This is a genomic window from Nonomuraea sp. NPDC048882 (assembly GCF_040649755.1).
Lineage (GTDB): Bacteria > Actinomycetota > Actinomycetes > Streptosporangiales > Streptosporangiaceae > Nonomuraea > Nonomuraea maheshkhaliensis.
The window spans coordinates 1-18346 of the sequence record NZ_JBEZGB010000044.1; the positions used below are offsets into that span (position 1 = coordinate 1).

The window sequence follows — 18346 nt, forward strand, 5'->3', positions numbered from 1 at the left end:
GATGTGGCGCATTTTGTGCCGTCGATGCTGGAGGTTTTCCTGGCTGAGCCGGCCGCTGCCGACTGTGATGGCTTGCGGTGGGTGGTGTGTTCGGGTGAGGCGTTGCCGCTCCATGTGATGCGGCGGTTCTTCGAGGTGCTGGGCGGGGTGGGACTGGAGAACTACTACGGCCCAACCGAGGCGTCGGTCGATGTGACGGCTTGGCGGTGTTCCCCGGGCTGGGAGGGGTCGTCGGTGCCGATTGGGCGGCCGGTGGCTAATACGCGGGCGTATGTGCTGGATGAGTCGTTGTCGCCGGTGCCGCCGGGTGTAGTCGGCGAGCTGTATATGGCGGGGATTCAGCTGGCTCGTGGCTATGCCGGGCGTGCGGGGCTGAGTGCCGAGCGGTTCGTGGCCTGCCCGTTCGAGGTGGGCGAGCGGATGTATCGGACCGGCGACCGCGTGAGCTGGAACGCCGAGGGCGAGTTGTTGTTCGCCGGTCGGGCTGACGATCAGGTGAAGATCCGGGGTTTCCGGGTGGAGCCTGGTGAGGTCACGGAGGTGCTGGCCGCTTGTCCTGGGGTGGGGCAGGTGGCGGTGGTGGCGCGGGAGGACGTGCCTGGAGAGGTGCGACTGGTCGCCTACGTGGTTCCTGATGGGGACGGCGCGCGGCTCGCGGAGGAGGTGCGGAGCTTCGCGGCGGGGCGGTTGCCGGAGTACATGGTGCCGTCGGCCGTGGTGGTGCTGGAGCAGTTGCCGGTGACGGTGAACGGCAAGCTCGACCGCAAGGCGCTCCCCGCCCCCCGATACGCCGCCGGGACCGGTCGTGCCCCCGCCAACGCGCGCGAGGAGATCGTCTGTGCCGCCTTCGCCGACGTGCTCGGCTTGGAGAGCGTGAGCGCCGACGACGACTTCTACCGACTCGGCGGCCACTCCCTGCTGGTGATCCGGCTCGTCGAGGTCCTGCGCTCGCGCGGCGTCTCCGTCTCGGTACGCGCCCTGTTCGACACCCCCACCCCGGCGGGCCTGGCCGCGTCGGTGAGCACCGGGCAGACCGACATGCCCGGCAACCTGATCCCCGCCGACGCGACCGAGATCACGCCGGAGATGTTGCCGTTGGTGGAGCTGACCGCCGAGGAGATCGGGCGGGTCGTCGCCACGGTCGAGGGCGGCGCGGCGAACGTGGCCGACGTCTACCCGCTCGCGCCGCTCCAGGAAGGGCTGCTCTTCCACCACCTGCTGGCCGACGGCGGTACGGACGTCTACGTGACGCCGGCGGTGCTGGAGTTCGACTCGCGGGACCGGGTGGAGCGGTTCGTCGAGGCGTTGCAGCGGGTGGTGGATCGGCACGACATCTACCGCACCTCCATCGTCTGGGCCGGGCTGCCGGAGCCGGTGCAGGTGGTGTGGCGACAGGCCGTGCTGCCGGTGCGAGAGACGGTGCCGGCACCGGACTGTGCCGATCCCGCCGGCGCGCTGGTGGAGCTGGCCGGCTCGGTGATGGACCTGCACCGGGCGCCGCTGATGGACGTGCACCTTGCGGCGGCCCCCGGCGATGACCGGTGGCTGGTCCTCATCCGCATGCATCACATGGTGCGCGATCACACGGCGCTGGAGGTGCTGTTCGCCGAGGTGAGGGCGTTCCTGGCCGATCGGGGAGCCGAGCTGGCCGAGCCGCTGCCGTTCCGGAACTTCGTGGCGCAGTCACGGCACCTGGAGGTCGAGCACGGACGCTATTTCGCCGAACTGCTGGGGGACGTGGCGGAGCCGACGGCGCCGTTCGGGCTGGTGGACGTGCGTGGCGACGGCGCCGACTCCGTGCACGAGGTGGTGCCGTTCGGGGCTGAGCTGCACGGGCGGTTGCGGGAGGTGGCCAGGCGGCTCGGGGTGAGCCCGGCGACGGTGCTGCACGTGGCGTGGGCGCGGGTGCTGGCGGCTGTCTCAGGTCGGCGCGACGTGGTGTTCGGGACGGTGCTGTTCGGCCGGATGAACGCCGGGACCGGCGCGGATCGGGTGCCGGGGCCGTTCATGAACACGCTGCCGGTACGAGTGCGTACGGGCGAGCTGGGCGTGTTGTCGGCGGTGTCGGCCATGCGCGGTCAGCTGGCCGAGCTTCTGGAGCACGAGCACGCGCCGCTCACCGTGGCTCAGCAGGCCTGTGGGGTGGCGGGCGGTGTGCCGCTGTTCACCTCGTTCCTCAACTACCGGCACAACACCGGCGCCGGCGTGGACGCGGGGCTGGACGGGGCACGGCTGCTGCTGGTGCGTGAGCGCACCAACTACCCGCTCGGCGTGCTGATCGACGACGACGGCGACAGCATGTCGGTGGGCGTGGACGCGGTCGCGCCGGTCGATGCCAGGAGCGTCGGTCTGATGGTCCGCACCGCCGCCGGCAACCTGGTGAGCGCGCTCGAAGTGGCCTTGGATGGTGGGCATGAGCTGCCGTTGAGCGGGGTGGACGTGCTCGATGAGGCCGGGCGGCGGCTGGTGGTGGAGGAGTGGAACGACACGGGTGCGGAGGTGCCTGCGGAGTCGTTGGCAGGGTTGTTCGAGGCGCGGGTGGCTGCGGTTCCTGACGCGGTGGCGGTGGTGGGTGACGGGGTGGAGTGGACCTTCGCTGAGCTGGATGTACGGGCGAATCGGCTGGCTCGGTTGCTGGTGGGGCGTGGTGTCGGGGCGGAGTCGGTGGTGGGGGTGTGTTTGGAGCGTGGGGTTGATCTGGTTGTCGCGTTGCTGGCGGTCTTGAAGACGGGGGCCGCTTATCTGCCGGTGGATCCGGGTTTGCCGGTTGATCGTGTGGCCGTGATGGTGACGGATGCGGGAGCGCGGTGGTTGGTGGCCAGGGCTGACTTCGGTGGTGTGGAGGTGGTGGATCCCGATGACGCGGTGGGTCTGTCGGGTCAGCGGCTGGGAGTGGTGGTCCCGGGGTCGGCTGCGGCTTATGTGATGTTCACGTCGGGTTCGACGGGGCGGCCGAAGGGGGTGGTGGTGCCTCATGCGGGTGTGGTGAATCGGCTGGCCTGGATGCAGGAGCGGTTGGGGATGCCGCTGGGGACCCGGGTGTTGCAGAAGACGTCGTTCGGTTTTGACGTGTCGGTGTGGGAGTTCTTCTGGCCGTTGCTGTGGGGTGGCGTGCTGGTGTTGGCCCGGCCGGGTGGGCATCGTGATGCGGCCTATCTGGCGGAGTTGATCCGTCGCGAACGGGTGGATGTGGCGCATTTTGTGCCGTCGATGCTGGAGGTATTCCTGGCTGAGCCGGCCGCTGCCGATTGCGATGGCTTGCGGTGGGTGGTGTGTTCCGGCGAGGCGCTACCGACGCACCTGACGCGGCGGTTCTTCGAAGTGCTGGGCGGGGTTGGGCTGGAGAACTATTACGGCCCTACCGAGGCGTCGGTCGATGTGACGGCTTGGCGGTGCTCGCCTGGCTGGGAGGGGTCGTCGGTGCCGATCGGGCGGCCGGTGGCCAATACCCGGGCGTATGTGCTGGATGAGTCGTTGTCGCCGGTGCCACCGGGTGTGGTCGGCGAGCTGTACGTGGCGGGAATCCAGTTGGCTCGCGGCTATGTGGGCCGTGCCGAGTTGAGCGCCGAGCGGTTCGTAGCCTGCCCGTTCGAGGTGGGCGAGCGCATGTATCGGACCGGCGACCGCGTGAGCTGGAACGCGGAGGGTGAGTTGTCGTTCGCCGGGCGGGCCGACGATCAGGTGAAGATCCGGGGTTTCCGGGTCGAGCCGGGTGAGGTGACCGAGATGTTGGCCGCGTGTCCTGGAGTGGGGCAGGTGGCGGTGGTGCCCAGGGAGGACGTGCCGGGAGAGGTGCGATTGGTCGCCTATGTCGTCCCGGTCGGCGAGCGGGCCGGAATCGAGGAGGCCGTGCGGCACTTCGCCGGCGAGCGGTTGCCGGAGTACATGGTGCCGTCGGCCGTGGTCGTACTGGAGCAGTTGCCGGTGACGGTGAACGGCAAGCTCGACCGCAAAGCCCTCCCCACCCCCCAGTACACGACAGGAGCCGGACGTGCCCCGGCCGACGCCCGCGAGGAACTGCTGTGCGCCGCGTTCGCCGAAGTCCTGGGCCTGGACAGCGTCGGCGTGGACGACGACTTCTTCCGGCTCGGCGGCCACTCGCTACTGGTGATCCGGCTGGTGGAGCGGCTGCGGTCGCGGGGTGTGCCGGTGTCGGTGCGGGCCTTGTTCGAGACGCCGACGGTGGCCGGGCTGGCCGCCGCGGCCGGGCCCCGGCAGGTGGAGGTCCCGCCGAACCTGATCCCGCCCGGCGCGACCGAGATCACCCCGGACCTGCTGCCACTGGTGGACCTGACCGCCGAGGAGATCGACCGGATCGTCGCCACGGTCGAAGGCGGCGCGGCCGACGTGGCCGACATCTACCCCCTCGCGCCCCTCCAGGAAGGGCTGCTCTTCCACCACCTGCTGGCCGACGGCGGCGAGGATGCGTACGTGCTGCGCGCCGTGCTGGAGTTCGACTCGCGGCAGCGGGCGGAGCGGTTCGCCGAGGCGTTGCAGCGGGTGGTCGACCGGCACGACATCTACCGCACCTCCCTGGTGTGGTCGGGGCTGCGGGAGCCGGTGCAGGTGGTGCGGCGGCACGCCGTGCTGCCGGTCGAGGAAGTGACGCTGGCTCCGGACTGCGCCGACCCCGCCGGCGCCCTGGTGGAGCTGGCCGGCTCGGTGATGGACCTGCACCGGGCGCCGCTGATGGACGTGCACCTCGCGGCCGTCCCCGGCGATGACCGGTGGCTGGCCCTCGTCCGCATGCACCACGTGGTCAGGGACCACACCGCCCTGGAGGTGCTGCTCGCCGAGGTGGCCGCGTTCCTCGCCGGGCAGGGAGCCGACCTGCCCGAGCCGCTGCCGTTCCGGAACTTCGTGGCCCAGGCGCGCGGAGGAGTCGAGGACGCCGAGCACTCGCGGTACTTCGCCCGGCTGCTGGGCGACGTCCAGGAGCCGACGGCGCCGTTCGGGCTGGTGGACGTGCGTGGCGACGGTGCCGACACCGTGCACGAAGTGGTCCCGTTCGGGACCGGGCTGCACGGGCGGTTGCGTGAGGTGGCCAGGCGGCTCGGGGTGAGCCCGGCGACGGTGCTGCACGTGGCCTGGGCGCGGGTGCTCGCCACCGCGTCGAGCCGCCCTGACGTGGTGTTCGGCACGGTGCTGTTCGGCCGGATGAACGCCGGGACCGGCGCGGATCGGGTGCCGGGCCCGTTCATGAACACGCTGCCGGTACGACTGCGTACGGGCGAGCTGGGCGTGCTGGCGGCGGTGTCGGCCATGCGCGGCCAGCTCGCCGAGCTGCTGGAGCACGAGCACGCGTCACTCACCCTGGCCCAGCAGGCCAGCGGGATCGCGGGCGACGCGCCGCTGTTCACCTCGTTCCTGAATTATCGGCACAACACCGGCGCCGGAGTGGACGGGAAGATGGACGGCGTCCGGCTGCTGTCCGTGCGCGAGCGCACCAACTACCCCCTCGTCGTCCTGATCGACGACGACGGCGACAGCACGTCGGTGGCCGTGGACGCGGTCGCCCCGATCGACGCCCGCGGCGTCGGCCTGATGGTCCGCACCGCCGCCGCCAACCTGGTGACCGCGCTCGAACAGGCCCTCGACGGCGGCGAGGAGCTGCCGCTGAGCGGCGTGGACACCCTCGACGAGGCCGACCGGCGGCTGGTCCTGGAGCAGTGGAACGACACGGCGGCGGACGGGCTTCACGTCCCGGCACTGGAGCGGTTCGAGGCGCAGGATCCCGGCGCGGTCGCGGTGGTGGCCGACGGGATCGAGGTCTCGTACGCCGAGCTGGACGAGCGGGCGAACCGCCTGGCCCAGGTCCTGATCGGCGAGGGCGTCGGGCCCGAGTCCGTGGTGGGCGTGTGCCTGGAGCGGGGCGCCGACCTCGTCGCGGCGTTGCTGGGCGTGTGGAAGGCCGGGGCGGCGTACGTGCCGATCGATCCGCGCCAGCCGGTGGAGCGGATCGCGTTCATGCTGGCCGACAGCCGCGCCGTGCTCACGGTCACCAGTGCGGAGCTGGCCGAGGAACTGCCCGCGGGCCCGAGCCGCATGCTCACCCTCGACGACCCGTTCGCGAGGATGCGCCTCGACATGGCGCCCGCCACCAGGCCCGAGCGGGCGATGCACGGCGGGCAGGCCGCGTACGTCATCTACACCTCCGGCTCGACCGGCCGGCCGAAGGGGGTCGTGGTCACCCAGGCCGCGCTGGCCAACTACGTCGCCTCGGTGCCGGAACGGCTGGGCATGGCGGACGGCCGGTACGCGCTGGTGCAGGGCCAGGCGACCGACCTGGGCAACACGGTGCTCTTCGCGGCCCTGACCAGGGGCGGGCGGCTGCACATCGTGCCGGAGGACGCCGCCACCGACCCGGCGGCGCTGCGCGACCTGAGCGTGGACTACCTGAAGATGGTGCCCTCCCACCTGGCGGCGCTCGGCGAGCCGGAGCCGCTGCTGCCCGCTCGCGCGCTGGTGCTGGGCGGGGAGGCGGCGGCGCCGGGCTGGGTGGAAGACCTGCTCGCGGCGGCGGAGCGGCGCGGCTGCGCGGTGTTCAACCACTACGGCCCCACTGAGACCACCATCGGCGTCGCGACCACCCGCCTGCGGGCCGGCGGCGAGGTGCCGGTCGGGACGCCGGTCGCGAACACCCGCCTGTACGTGCTGGACGAGCACCTGGCGCCGGTGCCCGCGAACGTGACCGGGGAGCTCTACGTCGCCGGCGCGCAACTGGCCCGCGGCTACCTCGGGCGTCCGGGACTGACCGCCGAACGGTTCGTGGCCTGCCCCTTCGGCGGCGGACGCATGTACCGCACCGGCGACCGGGCCCGCTGGACGCCCGGCGGTGAGCTGGTCTTCGCCGGGCGGGTGGACGACCAGGTCAAGATCCGCGGCTTCCGGGTGGAGCCGGGCGAGGTCGGCGCCGTGCTGGCCAGGTGCCGGGGCGTGGACCAGGTCGCGGTGGTGGCCCGCGAGGCGGCCCCGGGTGACGTGCGGCTGGTCGGATACCTGGTGCCGGTCGATCAGGAGGGCGCGGGCGAACTGCCGTCGGTGGTGCGCGCCTTCGCGGCCGAGCGGCTGCCGGACCACATGGTGCCGTCGGCCTGGGTGGTGCTGGAGTCGCTGCCGCTGACCGCCAACGGCAAGCTGGACCGCCACGCCCTGCCCGCGCCCGACCACGCCGCCGCCACGGGAGCCGGTCGCGGCCCGTCCAGCCCCCGCGAGGAGGCGCTGTGCGCCGCGTTCGCCGAGGTGCTCGGGCTGCCCGCGGTCGGGGTCGACGACGACTTCTTCGAGCTGGGCGGCCACTCGCTGCTCGCCGTCCGCCTCGTGGAGCTGCTGCGCGGCCGGGGCGTCTCGGTGTCGGTGCGGACGTTGTTCGACACGCCGACGGTGGCGGCGCTCGCCGGATCGGCGGGCATCGACCGCGTCACGCCGCCGCCCAACCTCATCCCGCCCGGCGCCACCGAGATCACCCCCGAGATGCTGCCGCTGGTGGAGCTGACCACCGAGGAGATCGACCGGATCGTCGCCACGGTCGAAGGCGGGGCGGCCAACGTCGCCGACGTCTACCCGCTCGCGCCGCTCCAGGAAGGGCTGCTCTTCCACCACCTGCTCGCCGGCGGCGGCGACGACGCGTACGTGATGCCGGCCGTGCTGCGGTTCGACTCGCGGCAGCGGCTCGACGCCTTCCTCGACGCGTTGCGGCAGGTGGTGGCCAGGCACGACATCTACCGCACCTCGTACGTGTGGGAAGGGCTGCGCGAGCCGGTCCAGGTGGTGTGGCGCCGGGCCGCGCTGCCGGTCGAGCAGGTGGTGCTCGACCCGCGCGGCGCGGATCCGGTGGCCGAGCTGGTCGCGGCCGGCGGCCGGATCATGGACCTGGGCCGGCCGCCGCTGCTCGACACGCACCTCGCGGCCGAGCCGGGCAGCGAGCGCTGGCTGGTCCTGGTGCGCGCCCACCACATGGTGCGCGACGGCACCGCGCTGGAGGTGCTGCTCGCGGAGATCCTCGCCATCATGACCGGACGCGGGGACGAGCTGCCCGAGCCGCTGCCGTTCCGCGACTTCGTGGCGCAGGCCCGTGGCGGGGTGCGGCGGTCCGAGCACGAGCGGTACTTCGGCGCGTTGCTCGGCGACGTCGAGGAGCCGACCGCCCCGTACGGCGTGGTGGACGTGCGTGGCGACGGCGCCGGCGTCGTGCGCGCGCCGATCGAGGCGGCGCCGGAGCTGGTCGGCCGCCTGCGCGAGGTGTCGCGCCGCCTCGGTGTCAGCCCGGCGACGGTGCTGCACGTGCTCTGGGCGCGGGTGATCGCGGTGGTCTCCGGCCGGGACGACGTGGTCTTCGGCACCGTGCTGTTCGGGCGGATGAACGCGGGCCTGGGCGCCGACCGTGTGCCCGGCCCGTTCATCAACACCCTTCCGGTACGTGTGCGCACGGGCGCGATCGGCGCCCGCGACGCCGTGTTCGAGATGCGTTCCCAGCTCGGGGAGCTGCTGGAGCACGAACACGCGCCGCTCACCCTGGCGCAGCAGGCGAGCGGGGTGACGGGGGACACGCCGCTGTTCACCGCCATCCTCAACTACCGGCGCAACACCGGGCAGGATCTCGGCGCGCGCTGGGACGAGTCGATGGAGGGCGTACGTCTCGTGTACGCGCACGAGCGCACGAACTACCCGCTCGCGCTGCTCGCGGACGACGACGGCGACGCCATCAGGCTGGCGGTGGACGCCGTCGCGCCGATCGACGCCCATGCCGTGGCCGCGCTGGTGCGGACGGCGGCGGAGAGCCTGGTGACCGCGCTGGAATCGGCCCTCGACGAGGAGCCGGATCAGCCCCTGCACTCCGTGTCCGTGCTCGACACGGCCGAGTGCCGCCGGATGCTCACGGAGTGGAACGGCGCGGCGGCGGAGGTGGCGCCCGCGACGCTGGTCGAGCTCTTCGAGGCGCAGGTCTCCCGGTCGCCCGCCGCGGTCGCGGTGGCCTCGGGCGAGGCGGAGCTGTCGTACGCGGAGCTGGACGAACGGGCGAACCGGCTGGCCAGGCTGCTGATCGGCCGGGGCGTGGCGGTGGAGTCGACGGTCGGCCTCGTGCTGGGGCGAGGGGTGGAGTGGGTCGTCGCGGTGCTGGGCGTGCTGAAGGCGGGCGCCGCGTTCCTGCCGCTCGACCCCGTGTATCCGGCGGACCGGATCGCGTTCTCCCTGGCCGACGCGGACGCGGCGCTGGTGGTGACCTCCTCGGCGCAGGCCGGGCGCGGGCTCGGCGGCGTGCGGCAGGTGGTGGTCGACGATCCGGCGGTCGTGACGGAGCTGGGCGGGCTGTCCGGCGAGCGGTTGAGCGCCCGTGAGCGTGCCGGGCGACTGGTGCCGGGCTGCCTAGCGTACGTGATCTACACCTCCGGCTCCACCGGGCGGCCGAAGGGGGTGATGGTCACCCACGAAGGCGCGGTCAACCTGCTGACGGCGGGGGGATGGCAGGTGGGCGCCGGAGACCGGGTGCTGCAACTGGCCTCGCCGGGCTTCGACGCCGCCTGCTGGGAGGTGCTGGTGGCGTTGTGGTCGGGCGGCTGCCTGGTGGTGGCCGACGCCCACGACCTGCTGCCTGGCGCCGGCCTTGCCGAGGTGGTGGCCCGGCTCCGCGTGAGTCACGCGCTGGTGCCGCCCTCGTCGCTGAGCGTGCTGACGCCCTCCGACCTGGCCGGCGTACGGACGTTGGTGGCCGGCGGCGAGGCGCTGGGGCCTGAGCTGGTGGCGCGCTGGGGCCCGGGGCGCCGGCTGGTGAACGCCTACGGCCCGACCGAGGTGACGGTCTGCTCCGCGATGACGGACGAGCCGATGTCCGGGGACTCCCGGGACCCCGGGGACTCCGGGGGTGAGGTGTCGATCGGCCGGCCCAACGTGAACACCCGGGCCTATGTCCTGGACGACCGGTTGCGCCCGGTGCCGCCGGGCGTGGCCGGGGAGCTGTACCTGGCCGGCGCGCAGGTCGCGCGCGGGTACGCCGGCCGCCCCGGGCTGAGCGCCGAGCGCTTCCTGGCCGACCCCTTCGGCCCGGAGGGCGGACGGATGTACCGGACCGGGGACCGGGTGCGGTGGACGGAGGACGGGCGGCTGGTGTTCGCCGGACGTGGCGACGACCAGGTGAAGATCCGGGGCTTCCGGATCGAGCCGGGAGAGGTGCAGGCGGTGGTGGCCGCCCATCCCGGGGTGTTCCAGGCGGCGGTGATCGCGCGAGAGGACGTCCCGGGTACGAAGTCCCTGGTCGCCTACATCGTCCCGGAGAAGGACGACGGACGGGAGACCGAGGATGTGGGACTGGGTGAGGCGGTGCGGGCGTTCGCGGCCGAGCGGTTGCCGGCGCACATGGTGCCAGCCGCCGTCGTGACGCTGGCCGCGCTGCCCGTGACCACCAGCGGCAAGCTCGACCGCAAGGCGCTGCCCGCGCCCGCGTACCGGGCGGGCGGCGGGCGCAAGCCGGCCGGCGTCCGCGAGGAGACCCTGTGCGAGCTGTTCGCCCAGGTGCTCGGGCTGCCCGAGGTCGGGGTCGACGACGACTTCTTCGCGCTGGGCGGCCACTCGCTGCTGGCGGTGCGGCTGGCCGGCCGGGTGCGGACCGCGCTCGGCGTCGAGGTGCCGCTGCGCACGCTCTTCACCGCGCGGACGGTGGCCCAGCTGGCACGACAGCTCGGAGACAGGAAGCCGGCCAGACCGGCGCTACGGCCGATGCGTACCCGGGAGGGTTCCTGATGATTCCGTTGTCATTCGCGCAGCGGCGGCTCTGGTTCATCGCGCAGGTGGAAGGCCCGAGCGCGATCTACAACATCCGGATCGCCCAGCGCCTGTCGGGCGAGGTCGACCGGGCGGCGCTGGACGCGGCACTGCGGGACGTGATCGGCCGGCACGAGGTGCTGCGCACGGTCTTCCCCACCGTGAACGGCGAGCCCCACCAGCACGTGCTGCCGGTGGCCGAGCTGGACTGGGCGCTGACGACGGCCGAAGTGGCACCCGAGGAACTGGACGCGGCGATCGGTGCGGCCGTGGGGCACGCGTTCGATCTGTCGGCCGAGGTGCCGGTGCGGGCGTGGCTGTTCTCGGTGGCGCCGGACGAGCACGTGCTGGTCGTGGTCGTGCACCACATCGCGGGCGACTTGTGGTCTTTGGGGCCGCTGGGGCGGGATGTCTCGGCGGCGTATGCGGCCCGTTGCGAGGGGCGGGCTCCTGAGTGGGAGCCGCTGCCGGTGCAGTACGCGGACTATGCGCTGTGGCAGCGGGAACTCCTGGGTGACGAACGGGACCCGGAGAGCGTGCTGTCGGAGCAGTTGGCCTACTGGCGGGACGCGCTGGCCGGGGCGCCGGAGGAGCTGGCGCTGCCGGTGGATCGGCCGCGCCCGGCGATGCCCTCCTACCGGAGCCACAGCGTGCCGGTCGAGGTGCCGGCCGGGGTGCACGCCCGCGCGGTGGAGCTGGCCAGGGCCGAGGGCGTGACCACGTTCATGGTGGTTCAGTCCGCGCTGGCGGTGCTGCTGTCGCGCCTGGGAGCGGGGACGGACCTGCCGCTCGGGCTGGCCAACGCCGGGCGTACCGACGAGGCGCTGGAGGACCTGGTCGGCTGCTTCGTCAACACGCTGGTGGTGAGGGCCGACCTGTCGGGGGATCCGACGTTCCGCGACCTGCTCGACCGGGTACGCGAGGCCACCCTGGCGGCCTTCGACCACCAGGACGTGCCGTTCGAGCGGCTGGTGGAGGAGCTGGCACAGACGCGGTCGATGGCCCGGCACCCGGTGTTCCAGGTCATGCTGAACCCGCAGAACACCGGCGAGGCGTCGCTGCGGCTGCCCGGCGTGCGCGCCGAGGAGCTGCCGCCCGGTGACTCGGCGGCCAAGCTCGACATCGAGGTGCTGGCCGGCGAGGTCTTCGACACGAACGGCGCGCCCGCCGGGCTGCGCGGGCGCATGCTGGCCGCCGCCGACCTGTTCGACCGCTCCTCGGCCGAGCTGCTGGTGTCGCGGCTGGTGCGGGTGCTGTCGGCGGTGACCGCCGAGCCGTCGGTACGGCTGAGCGAGGTGGAACTCCTCGACGCTGCGGAACGGCGGCGGGTGCTGGAGGAGTGGAACGGCATCGGCACCAGCACCGGCGGCGAGATCGGCACCAGTGCTGGCACCGGCGGCGAGATCGGCGGCGATGCTGTCGGCGGCACCGGTGCTTCGGTGGTGGCGGCGTTCGAGGCGCAGGCGGTCAGGACGCCCGACGCGGCGGCGGTGCGTTGGGCCGGCGGCGTGATGTCGTATGCGGAGGTGTGGGAGCGGGCCGGCCGGCTGGCGCGGGTGCTGGTGAGCGAGGGTGTCGGCCCCGAGTCGGTGGTGGGCGTGTGCCTGGAGCCCGGAGCCGAGGCGGTCGTCGCGGCGCTGGCGGTGTGGCAGGCGGGGGCGGCCTGCCTGCCGATCGATCCCGCTGATCCGGCGGGGCGGATCGCCTTCATGCTGGCCGACAGCCGCGCCGCGCTGGCGCTCACCAGCGCCGACCTCGCGGCGAAGCTCCCGGGGCGATCGGCGCAGCCGCTCGCGCTCGACGACTTGGAAGCGGAGCGGCGGCCGGCTGAGGGGCCGGTGCGGCTGCTCGTGCTCGACGCCCCTGAGACCGAGCGGCGGCCGGCGGAGGTTACTCCCGCCCGGCCGGAGCACGTGCCGGCCCCGGAGCAGGCGGCGTCTGTGCTCTACGAGCCCGGCCCCAAGGGTGTGGTGGTGACGCATGCCGCGCTGGCGAATCAGGTCGTGTGGGCACCCCAAGCGCCTATGGCGGGTCTGTGGGCGCAACTGGTGTCCGGGGCGGCGGTCGAGGGAGGGCCTGCGTATCGGGGCGCGGGCGGGATGGAGGAGTGTGTCCGGGACGGGCGGCCGGTCGCGAACTGCCGGGTGTACGTGCTGGACGAGCGCCTGCGGCCGGTGCCGCCCGGTGTGCCGGGTGAGTTGTATCTCGCGGGTGCCCAGGTGGCACGCGGTTACGTGGGCAAGCCGGGTCTGACGGCGGAGCGGTTCGTGGCCTGCCCGTACGAGCCGGGCGCCCGCATGCACCGCAGCGGCGACCTCGTCCGCTGGACCGCCGGTGGAAGCCTGGAACACCTCGGCCGGACCGACGACCAGGTGCGGATCGGTGGGTTCCGGGTCGAACCGGGCGAGGTGGAGTCGGTGCTGGCGGCGCACCCGCAGGTGTCGCGGGCGGCGGTGGTCGCCCGTCAGGACGCCTCCGGTGACGTCCGCCTGGTGGCCTACGTCGCGGGCACGGACGTACGGCCCCGCCTGCTGCACCGCCACGCCGCCGACAGGCTGCCCAGGCACCTGATGCCCGCGGCGGTGGTCGTGCTCGACGCGCTGCCGCTGACCCCGGACGGCGAGGTGGACCGTGCCGCCCTGCCGGCCCTGGACCAGGAGGAGCCGAGCCGGGGCCGGGCCGCGGCCACGCCGCTGGAGGAGCTCCTGTGCCGCGCCTTCGCCGACGTGCTGGGGCTGGACGGCGTGAGCGTGGGCGTGGACGACGACTTCTTCCGGCTGGGCGGCCACTCGCTGCTGGCCGTGCGCATGATCAGCCGGATCCGGGCGGAGCTGGGCACGGAGGTGCCGCTGCGCTGGCTGTTCGAGACGCCGACGGTGGCGGCGCTGGCGGCCCGGATCGGCGAGGCGGGGGCGGCGCGCAAGGCGCTGCGCGTGGTGGAGCGGCCGGAACGGGTGCCGCTGTCGTTCGCGCAGCAGCGGCTCTGGTTCATCGGCCGGCTCGAAGGGCCGAGCGCCACCTACAACGTGCCCGCCGTGCTCCGCCTGTCCGCCGGGGTCGATCCCGTGGCGCTGGAGGCGGCGTTGCGGGACGTGATCGAGCGGCACGAGGTGCTGCGGACGGTCTTTCCCGAGGTGGACGGGGAGCCGTACCAGCGGGTGGTGCCGTCGGCCGAGCTGGAGTGGGAGCTGGCGGCGGTCGAGGTGGCGCCGCAGGAGCTGGACGCGGCGGTCGGTGCGGCCGTGGGGCACGCGTTCGATCTGTCGGCTGAAGTGCCGGTGCGGGCGTGGTTGTTCTCGGCAGCGGCGGACGAGCACGTGCTGGTCGTGGTCGTGCACCACATCGCCGGTGACGGCTGGTCGATGGGCCTGCTCGCGCGGGACCTGTCGGCGGCGTACGCGGCCCGCCGCGACGGGCGGGCGCCGGACTGGGAGCCGCTGCCGGTGCAGTACGCCGACTACGCGCTCTGGCAGCGGGACCTGCTGGGCGAGGACCAGGACGAGGACAGCGTGATCGCCCGGCAGCTCCGTCACTGGCGCGACGCGCTGGCCGGCGCGCCGGAGGAGCTGGCGCTCCCGGTGGACCGGCCGCGCCCGGCCGTGCCCTCCTACCGGGGGCACACCGTCCCCGTCGAGGTCCCGGCCGGGACGCACGCGCGGCTGGCCGAGGTGGCGCGGGCCGAGGGCGTCACGACGTTCATGGTGGTGCAGGCCGCGCTGGCGGTGCTGCTGTCGCGGCTCGGCGCCGGCACCGACGTCCCGATCGGGTCGCCGAACGCGGGACGCATGGACGAGGCGCTGGACGACCTCGTCGGCTTCTTCGTCAACACGCTCGTCCTGCGCACCGATCTGTCCGGCAATCCGACGTTCCGCGAGCTGCTGGGCCGGGTGCGCGAGTCGAGTGTGGCCGCCTTCGACCACCAGGACGTGCCGTTCGAGCGGCTGGTCGAGGAGCTGGCGCCGGCGCGGTCGATGGCCCGGCATCCGCTGTTCCAGGTGCTGCTAACCCTGCAGAACACCGGCGAGGCCGCGCTGCGGCTGCCCGGCGTGCGGGTCTCCGAGCTGCCGGTGCACGAGCCGCCGGCCAAGTTCGACGTGGAGCTGAGCCTGACCGAGCTCGCCGGCCCTCAGGGCGAGACGCCGGGGCTGCGCGGCACGCTGCGGGCCGCCGCCGACCTGTTCGACCGCGAGACGGCCGAGCAGTTGGTGGCGCGGTGGCTGCGGGTGCTCGACGCGCTGACCGCCGAACCCGGCACCCGGCTGGGCGACGTGGACGTACTGGACGCCGATGAGCGGCACCGGGTGCTGGAGCAGTGGAACGACACTGCCGCGGACCGGCCGGCCGGCACGCTGGCGGAGCTGTTCGAGGCCCGGGCGGCCGCGCTTCCAGACGCGACGGCGGTGGTGGGCGACGGGACGGAGCTGACCTTCGCCGAGCTGGACGCGCGGGCGAACCGGCTCGCGCGCCTGCTCGTGGCCCGTGGCGCCGGGGTGGAGTCCGTGGTCGGGGTGTCGCTGGAACGCGGCGTCGATCTGGTGGTGGCGCTGCTGGCCGTGCTGAAGGCCGGGGCCGCCTATCTGCCGGTGGATCCCGACTATCCGGCCGAACGGATGGCGTACCTGGTGGAGCAGGCCGGCGCGGTGTGCGTGATCACCTCGTCCGGCGTGCGGCTGCCCGGCGGGATCGCGCGGGTCGTGCTGGACGATCCGGCGGTACGGGCGGAGCTGGCGGCCCAGCCCGGCCAGGCGTTGACCGCCGTGGAGCGTGGCGGCGTGCCGACCGGCGCGAATGCGGCTTATGTGATGTTCACGTCGGGTTCGACGGGGCGGCCCAAGGGTGTCGTTGTGCCTCATGCGGGTGTGGTGAACCGGCTGGCCTGGATGCAGGAGCGGCTGCGGCTGCCGCAGGGGACCCGGGTGTTGCAGAAGACGTCGTTCGGGTTCGACGTGTCGGTGTGGGAGTTCTTCTGGCCGCTGCTGTGGGGTGGCGTGCTGGTCCTGGCCCGGCCCGGCGGGCATCGTGACGCGGCTTATCTGGCTGAGTTGATCCGCCGTGAGCGGGTGGATGTGGCCCACTTCGTCCCGTCGATGCTGGAGGCGTTCCTCGCCGAGCCGGCCGCCGCGCAGTGCGGCGGGCTGCGGTGGGTGGCCTGTTCCGGTGAGGCGCTGCCGGTGCACGCGACGCGGCGCTTCGCCGAGGTGCTGGGCGGGGTCGGGCTGGAGAACTACTACGGGCCCACCGAGGCGTCGATCGAGGTCACCGCGTGGCGGTGCCCGCCCGGCTGGGACGGGTCCTCGGTGCCGATCGGGCGGCCGGTGGCCAACACGCGGACGTACGTGCTGGACGAGTTCCTCCGGCCGGTGCCGCCCGGCGTCGTCGGAGAGCTGCACATCGCCGGGATCCAGGTGACCCGCGGCTACACCGGCCGTCCCGGACTGACGGCCGAGCGCTTCGTGGCGTGCCCATTCGAAGTGGGCGAGCGGATGTATCGGACCGGCGACCGGGTGAGCTGGACGGCCGACGGCGAGTTGCTCTTCGCCGGGCGGGCCGACGACCAGGTGAAGATCCGCGGGTTCCGGGTCGAGCCGAGCGAGGTCGGCCTGGTCCTGGCCGACTGTCCCGAGGTGGGGCAGGTGGCGGTGGTGCCTCGGGAGGACGTGTCAGGGGACGTGCGGCTGGTCGCTTACGTGGTTCCGGCCGGTGACCGGGCCGGGATCGAGGAGACGATACGGCGCTTCGCCGGTGAGCGGTTGCCGGAGTACATGGTGCCGTCGGCCGTGGTCGTGCTGGAGTCGTTGCCCGTGTCGGTCAACGGCAAGCTCGACCGCAAGGCGCTGCCTGCTCCCGCGTACACCGCCGGCTCCGGCCGGCCGCCCGGCACCCACGAGGAGGCCGCGCTGTGCGAGGCGTTCGCCGAGGTGCTGGGGCTGGAGAGCGTCGGGGTCGATGACGACTTCTTCCGGCTCGGCGGGCACTCGCTGCTGGCGGTGCGACTGGTCAGCAGGATCCGGGCCGCGCTCGGCGTCGAGGTGCCGCTGAAGGACCTGTTCGAGGCGTCCACGGTCGAGCGGCTCGCCGCCCGGCTGGCCGGCGCCGGCAGTGCCCGCGAGGGGCTGGCGCGGATGGACCGGCCCGAGCGAGTGCCCCTGTCGTACGCGCAGCAGCGGCTCTGGTTCATCGGCCAGCTCGAAGGGCCGAGCCCGACGTACAACATCCCCGTGTCGCTGTCGCTGTCGGGAGGGGTGGACGCGGCGGCGCTGAACGCGGCGTTCCTGGACGTGATCGGGCGGCACGAAGTGCTGCGCACGATCTACCCCGTCGCCGGCGGGGAGCCCTGCCAGCGGATCCTCGCGGCCGACGAGCTCGGCTGGGAGCTGGGGACGGCCGGCGTCACCGCCGCCGAGCTGCCCGGCGCGGTCGCCGAGGCGGCGGCGTACGCCTTCGACCTGGCGGCCGAGGCGCCGATCAGGGCCTGCCTGTTCACGGTGACGCCGGACGAGCACGCGCTGGTGGTCGTGGTCCACCACATCGCCGCGGACGGGGCCTCGATGGGGCCGCTGGCCGCCGACCTCGCCGCCGCGTACCGCGCCAGGGTGGCCGGCACGATCCCGGAGTGGGAGCCGCTGCCCGTGCAGTACGCCGACTACACGCTCTGGCAGCGGAAGTCGCTCGGCGACGAGAACGATCCGGACAGCCTGATCTCCGGGCAGGTCGCGTACTGGCGCGCGGCGCTGGCCGGAGCGCCTGAGGAGCTGGAGCTGCCCTTCGACCGGCCCAGGCCGGAGACGGCCTCGCACCGGGGGCACCTGGTGCCGATCGAGGTGCCGGCCGAGGTGCACGCCCGGCTCGCCGAGCTGGCGCGGCTGGAGGGCGTCACCACGTACATGGTGGTGCAGGCCGCGCTCGCCGTGCTGCTGTCGCGGCTCGGGGCCGGGACCGACCTCCCGATGGGAGCGGCGACCGCCGGGCGGAACGACGAGGCGCTGAACGACCTCGTCGGCTTCTTCATCAACACGCTCGTCGTCCGGACGGACCTGTCGGGGGACCCGACGTTCCGCGAGCTGCTGGCACGGGTGCGGGAGCGGAGCCTGGAGGCGTTCGACCACCAGGACGTGCCGTTCGAGCGGCTGGTGGAGGAGCTGGCGCCGGCGCGGTCGATGGCGCGGCATCCCCTGTTCCAGGTGATGTTCAAGGTCCAGAACAACGCCGAGGCGACGCTGAGCCTGCCGGGGGTGCACGCCGAGGGGATCTCGCCGGGGACGACGGCGGCCAAGTTCGACCTGGACTTCACGGTGGTGGAGGTGCCGGGGGCGGGCGGGCTGCGGGGGTCGCTGGTGGCGGCGGCCGACCTGTTCGACCGGCGGACGGCCGAGTTGCTGGTGTCGCGGTTGGCGCGGGTGCTCGACGTGGTGACCACTCAGCCTGCGGTGCGGGTGAGTGGGGTTGAGGTGATGGGTGAGGGTGAGTGGCGTCAGGTGGTGGAGGGGTGGAACGAGACGGGTGTGGGGGTGTCGGCGGGGTCGTTGGTGGAGTTGTTTGAGGGGCAGGTGGTGCGGTCGCCGGGTGCGGTGGCGGTGGTGGGGGCGGA

The 18346-nt window shown here is 73.3% G+C and carries 2 protein-coding genes; both read left to right on the plus strand.

The window, feature by feature from the left end:
- Nucleotides 1-15: 15 nt before the first annotated feature.
- Nucleotides 16-10737, plus strand: coding sequence for an amino acid adenylation domain-containing protein (locus AB0C27_RS55890; protein WP_357863529.1), 10722 nt, complete (start codon nucleotides 16-18; stop codon nucleotides 10735-10737).
- Nucleotides 10737-18346: amino acid adenylation domain-containing protein (locus AB0C27_RS55895; RefSeq protein WP_357863532.1), on the plus strand; the 7610-nt coding region annotated here is incomplete at its 3' end. The genes AB0C27_RS55890 and AB0C27_RS55895, both read left to right, overlap by 1 nt.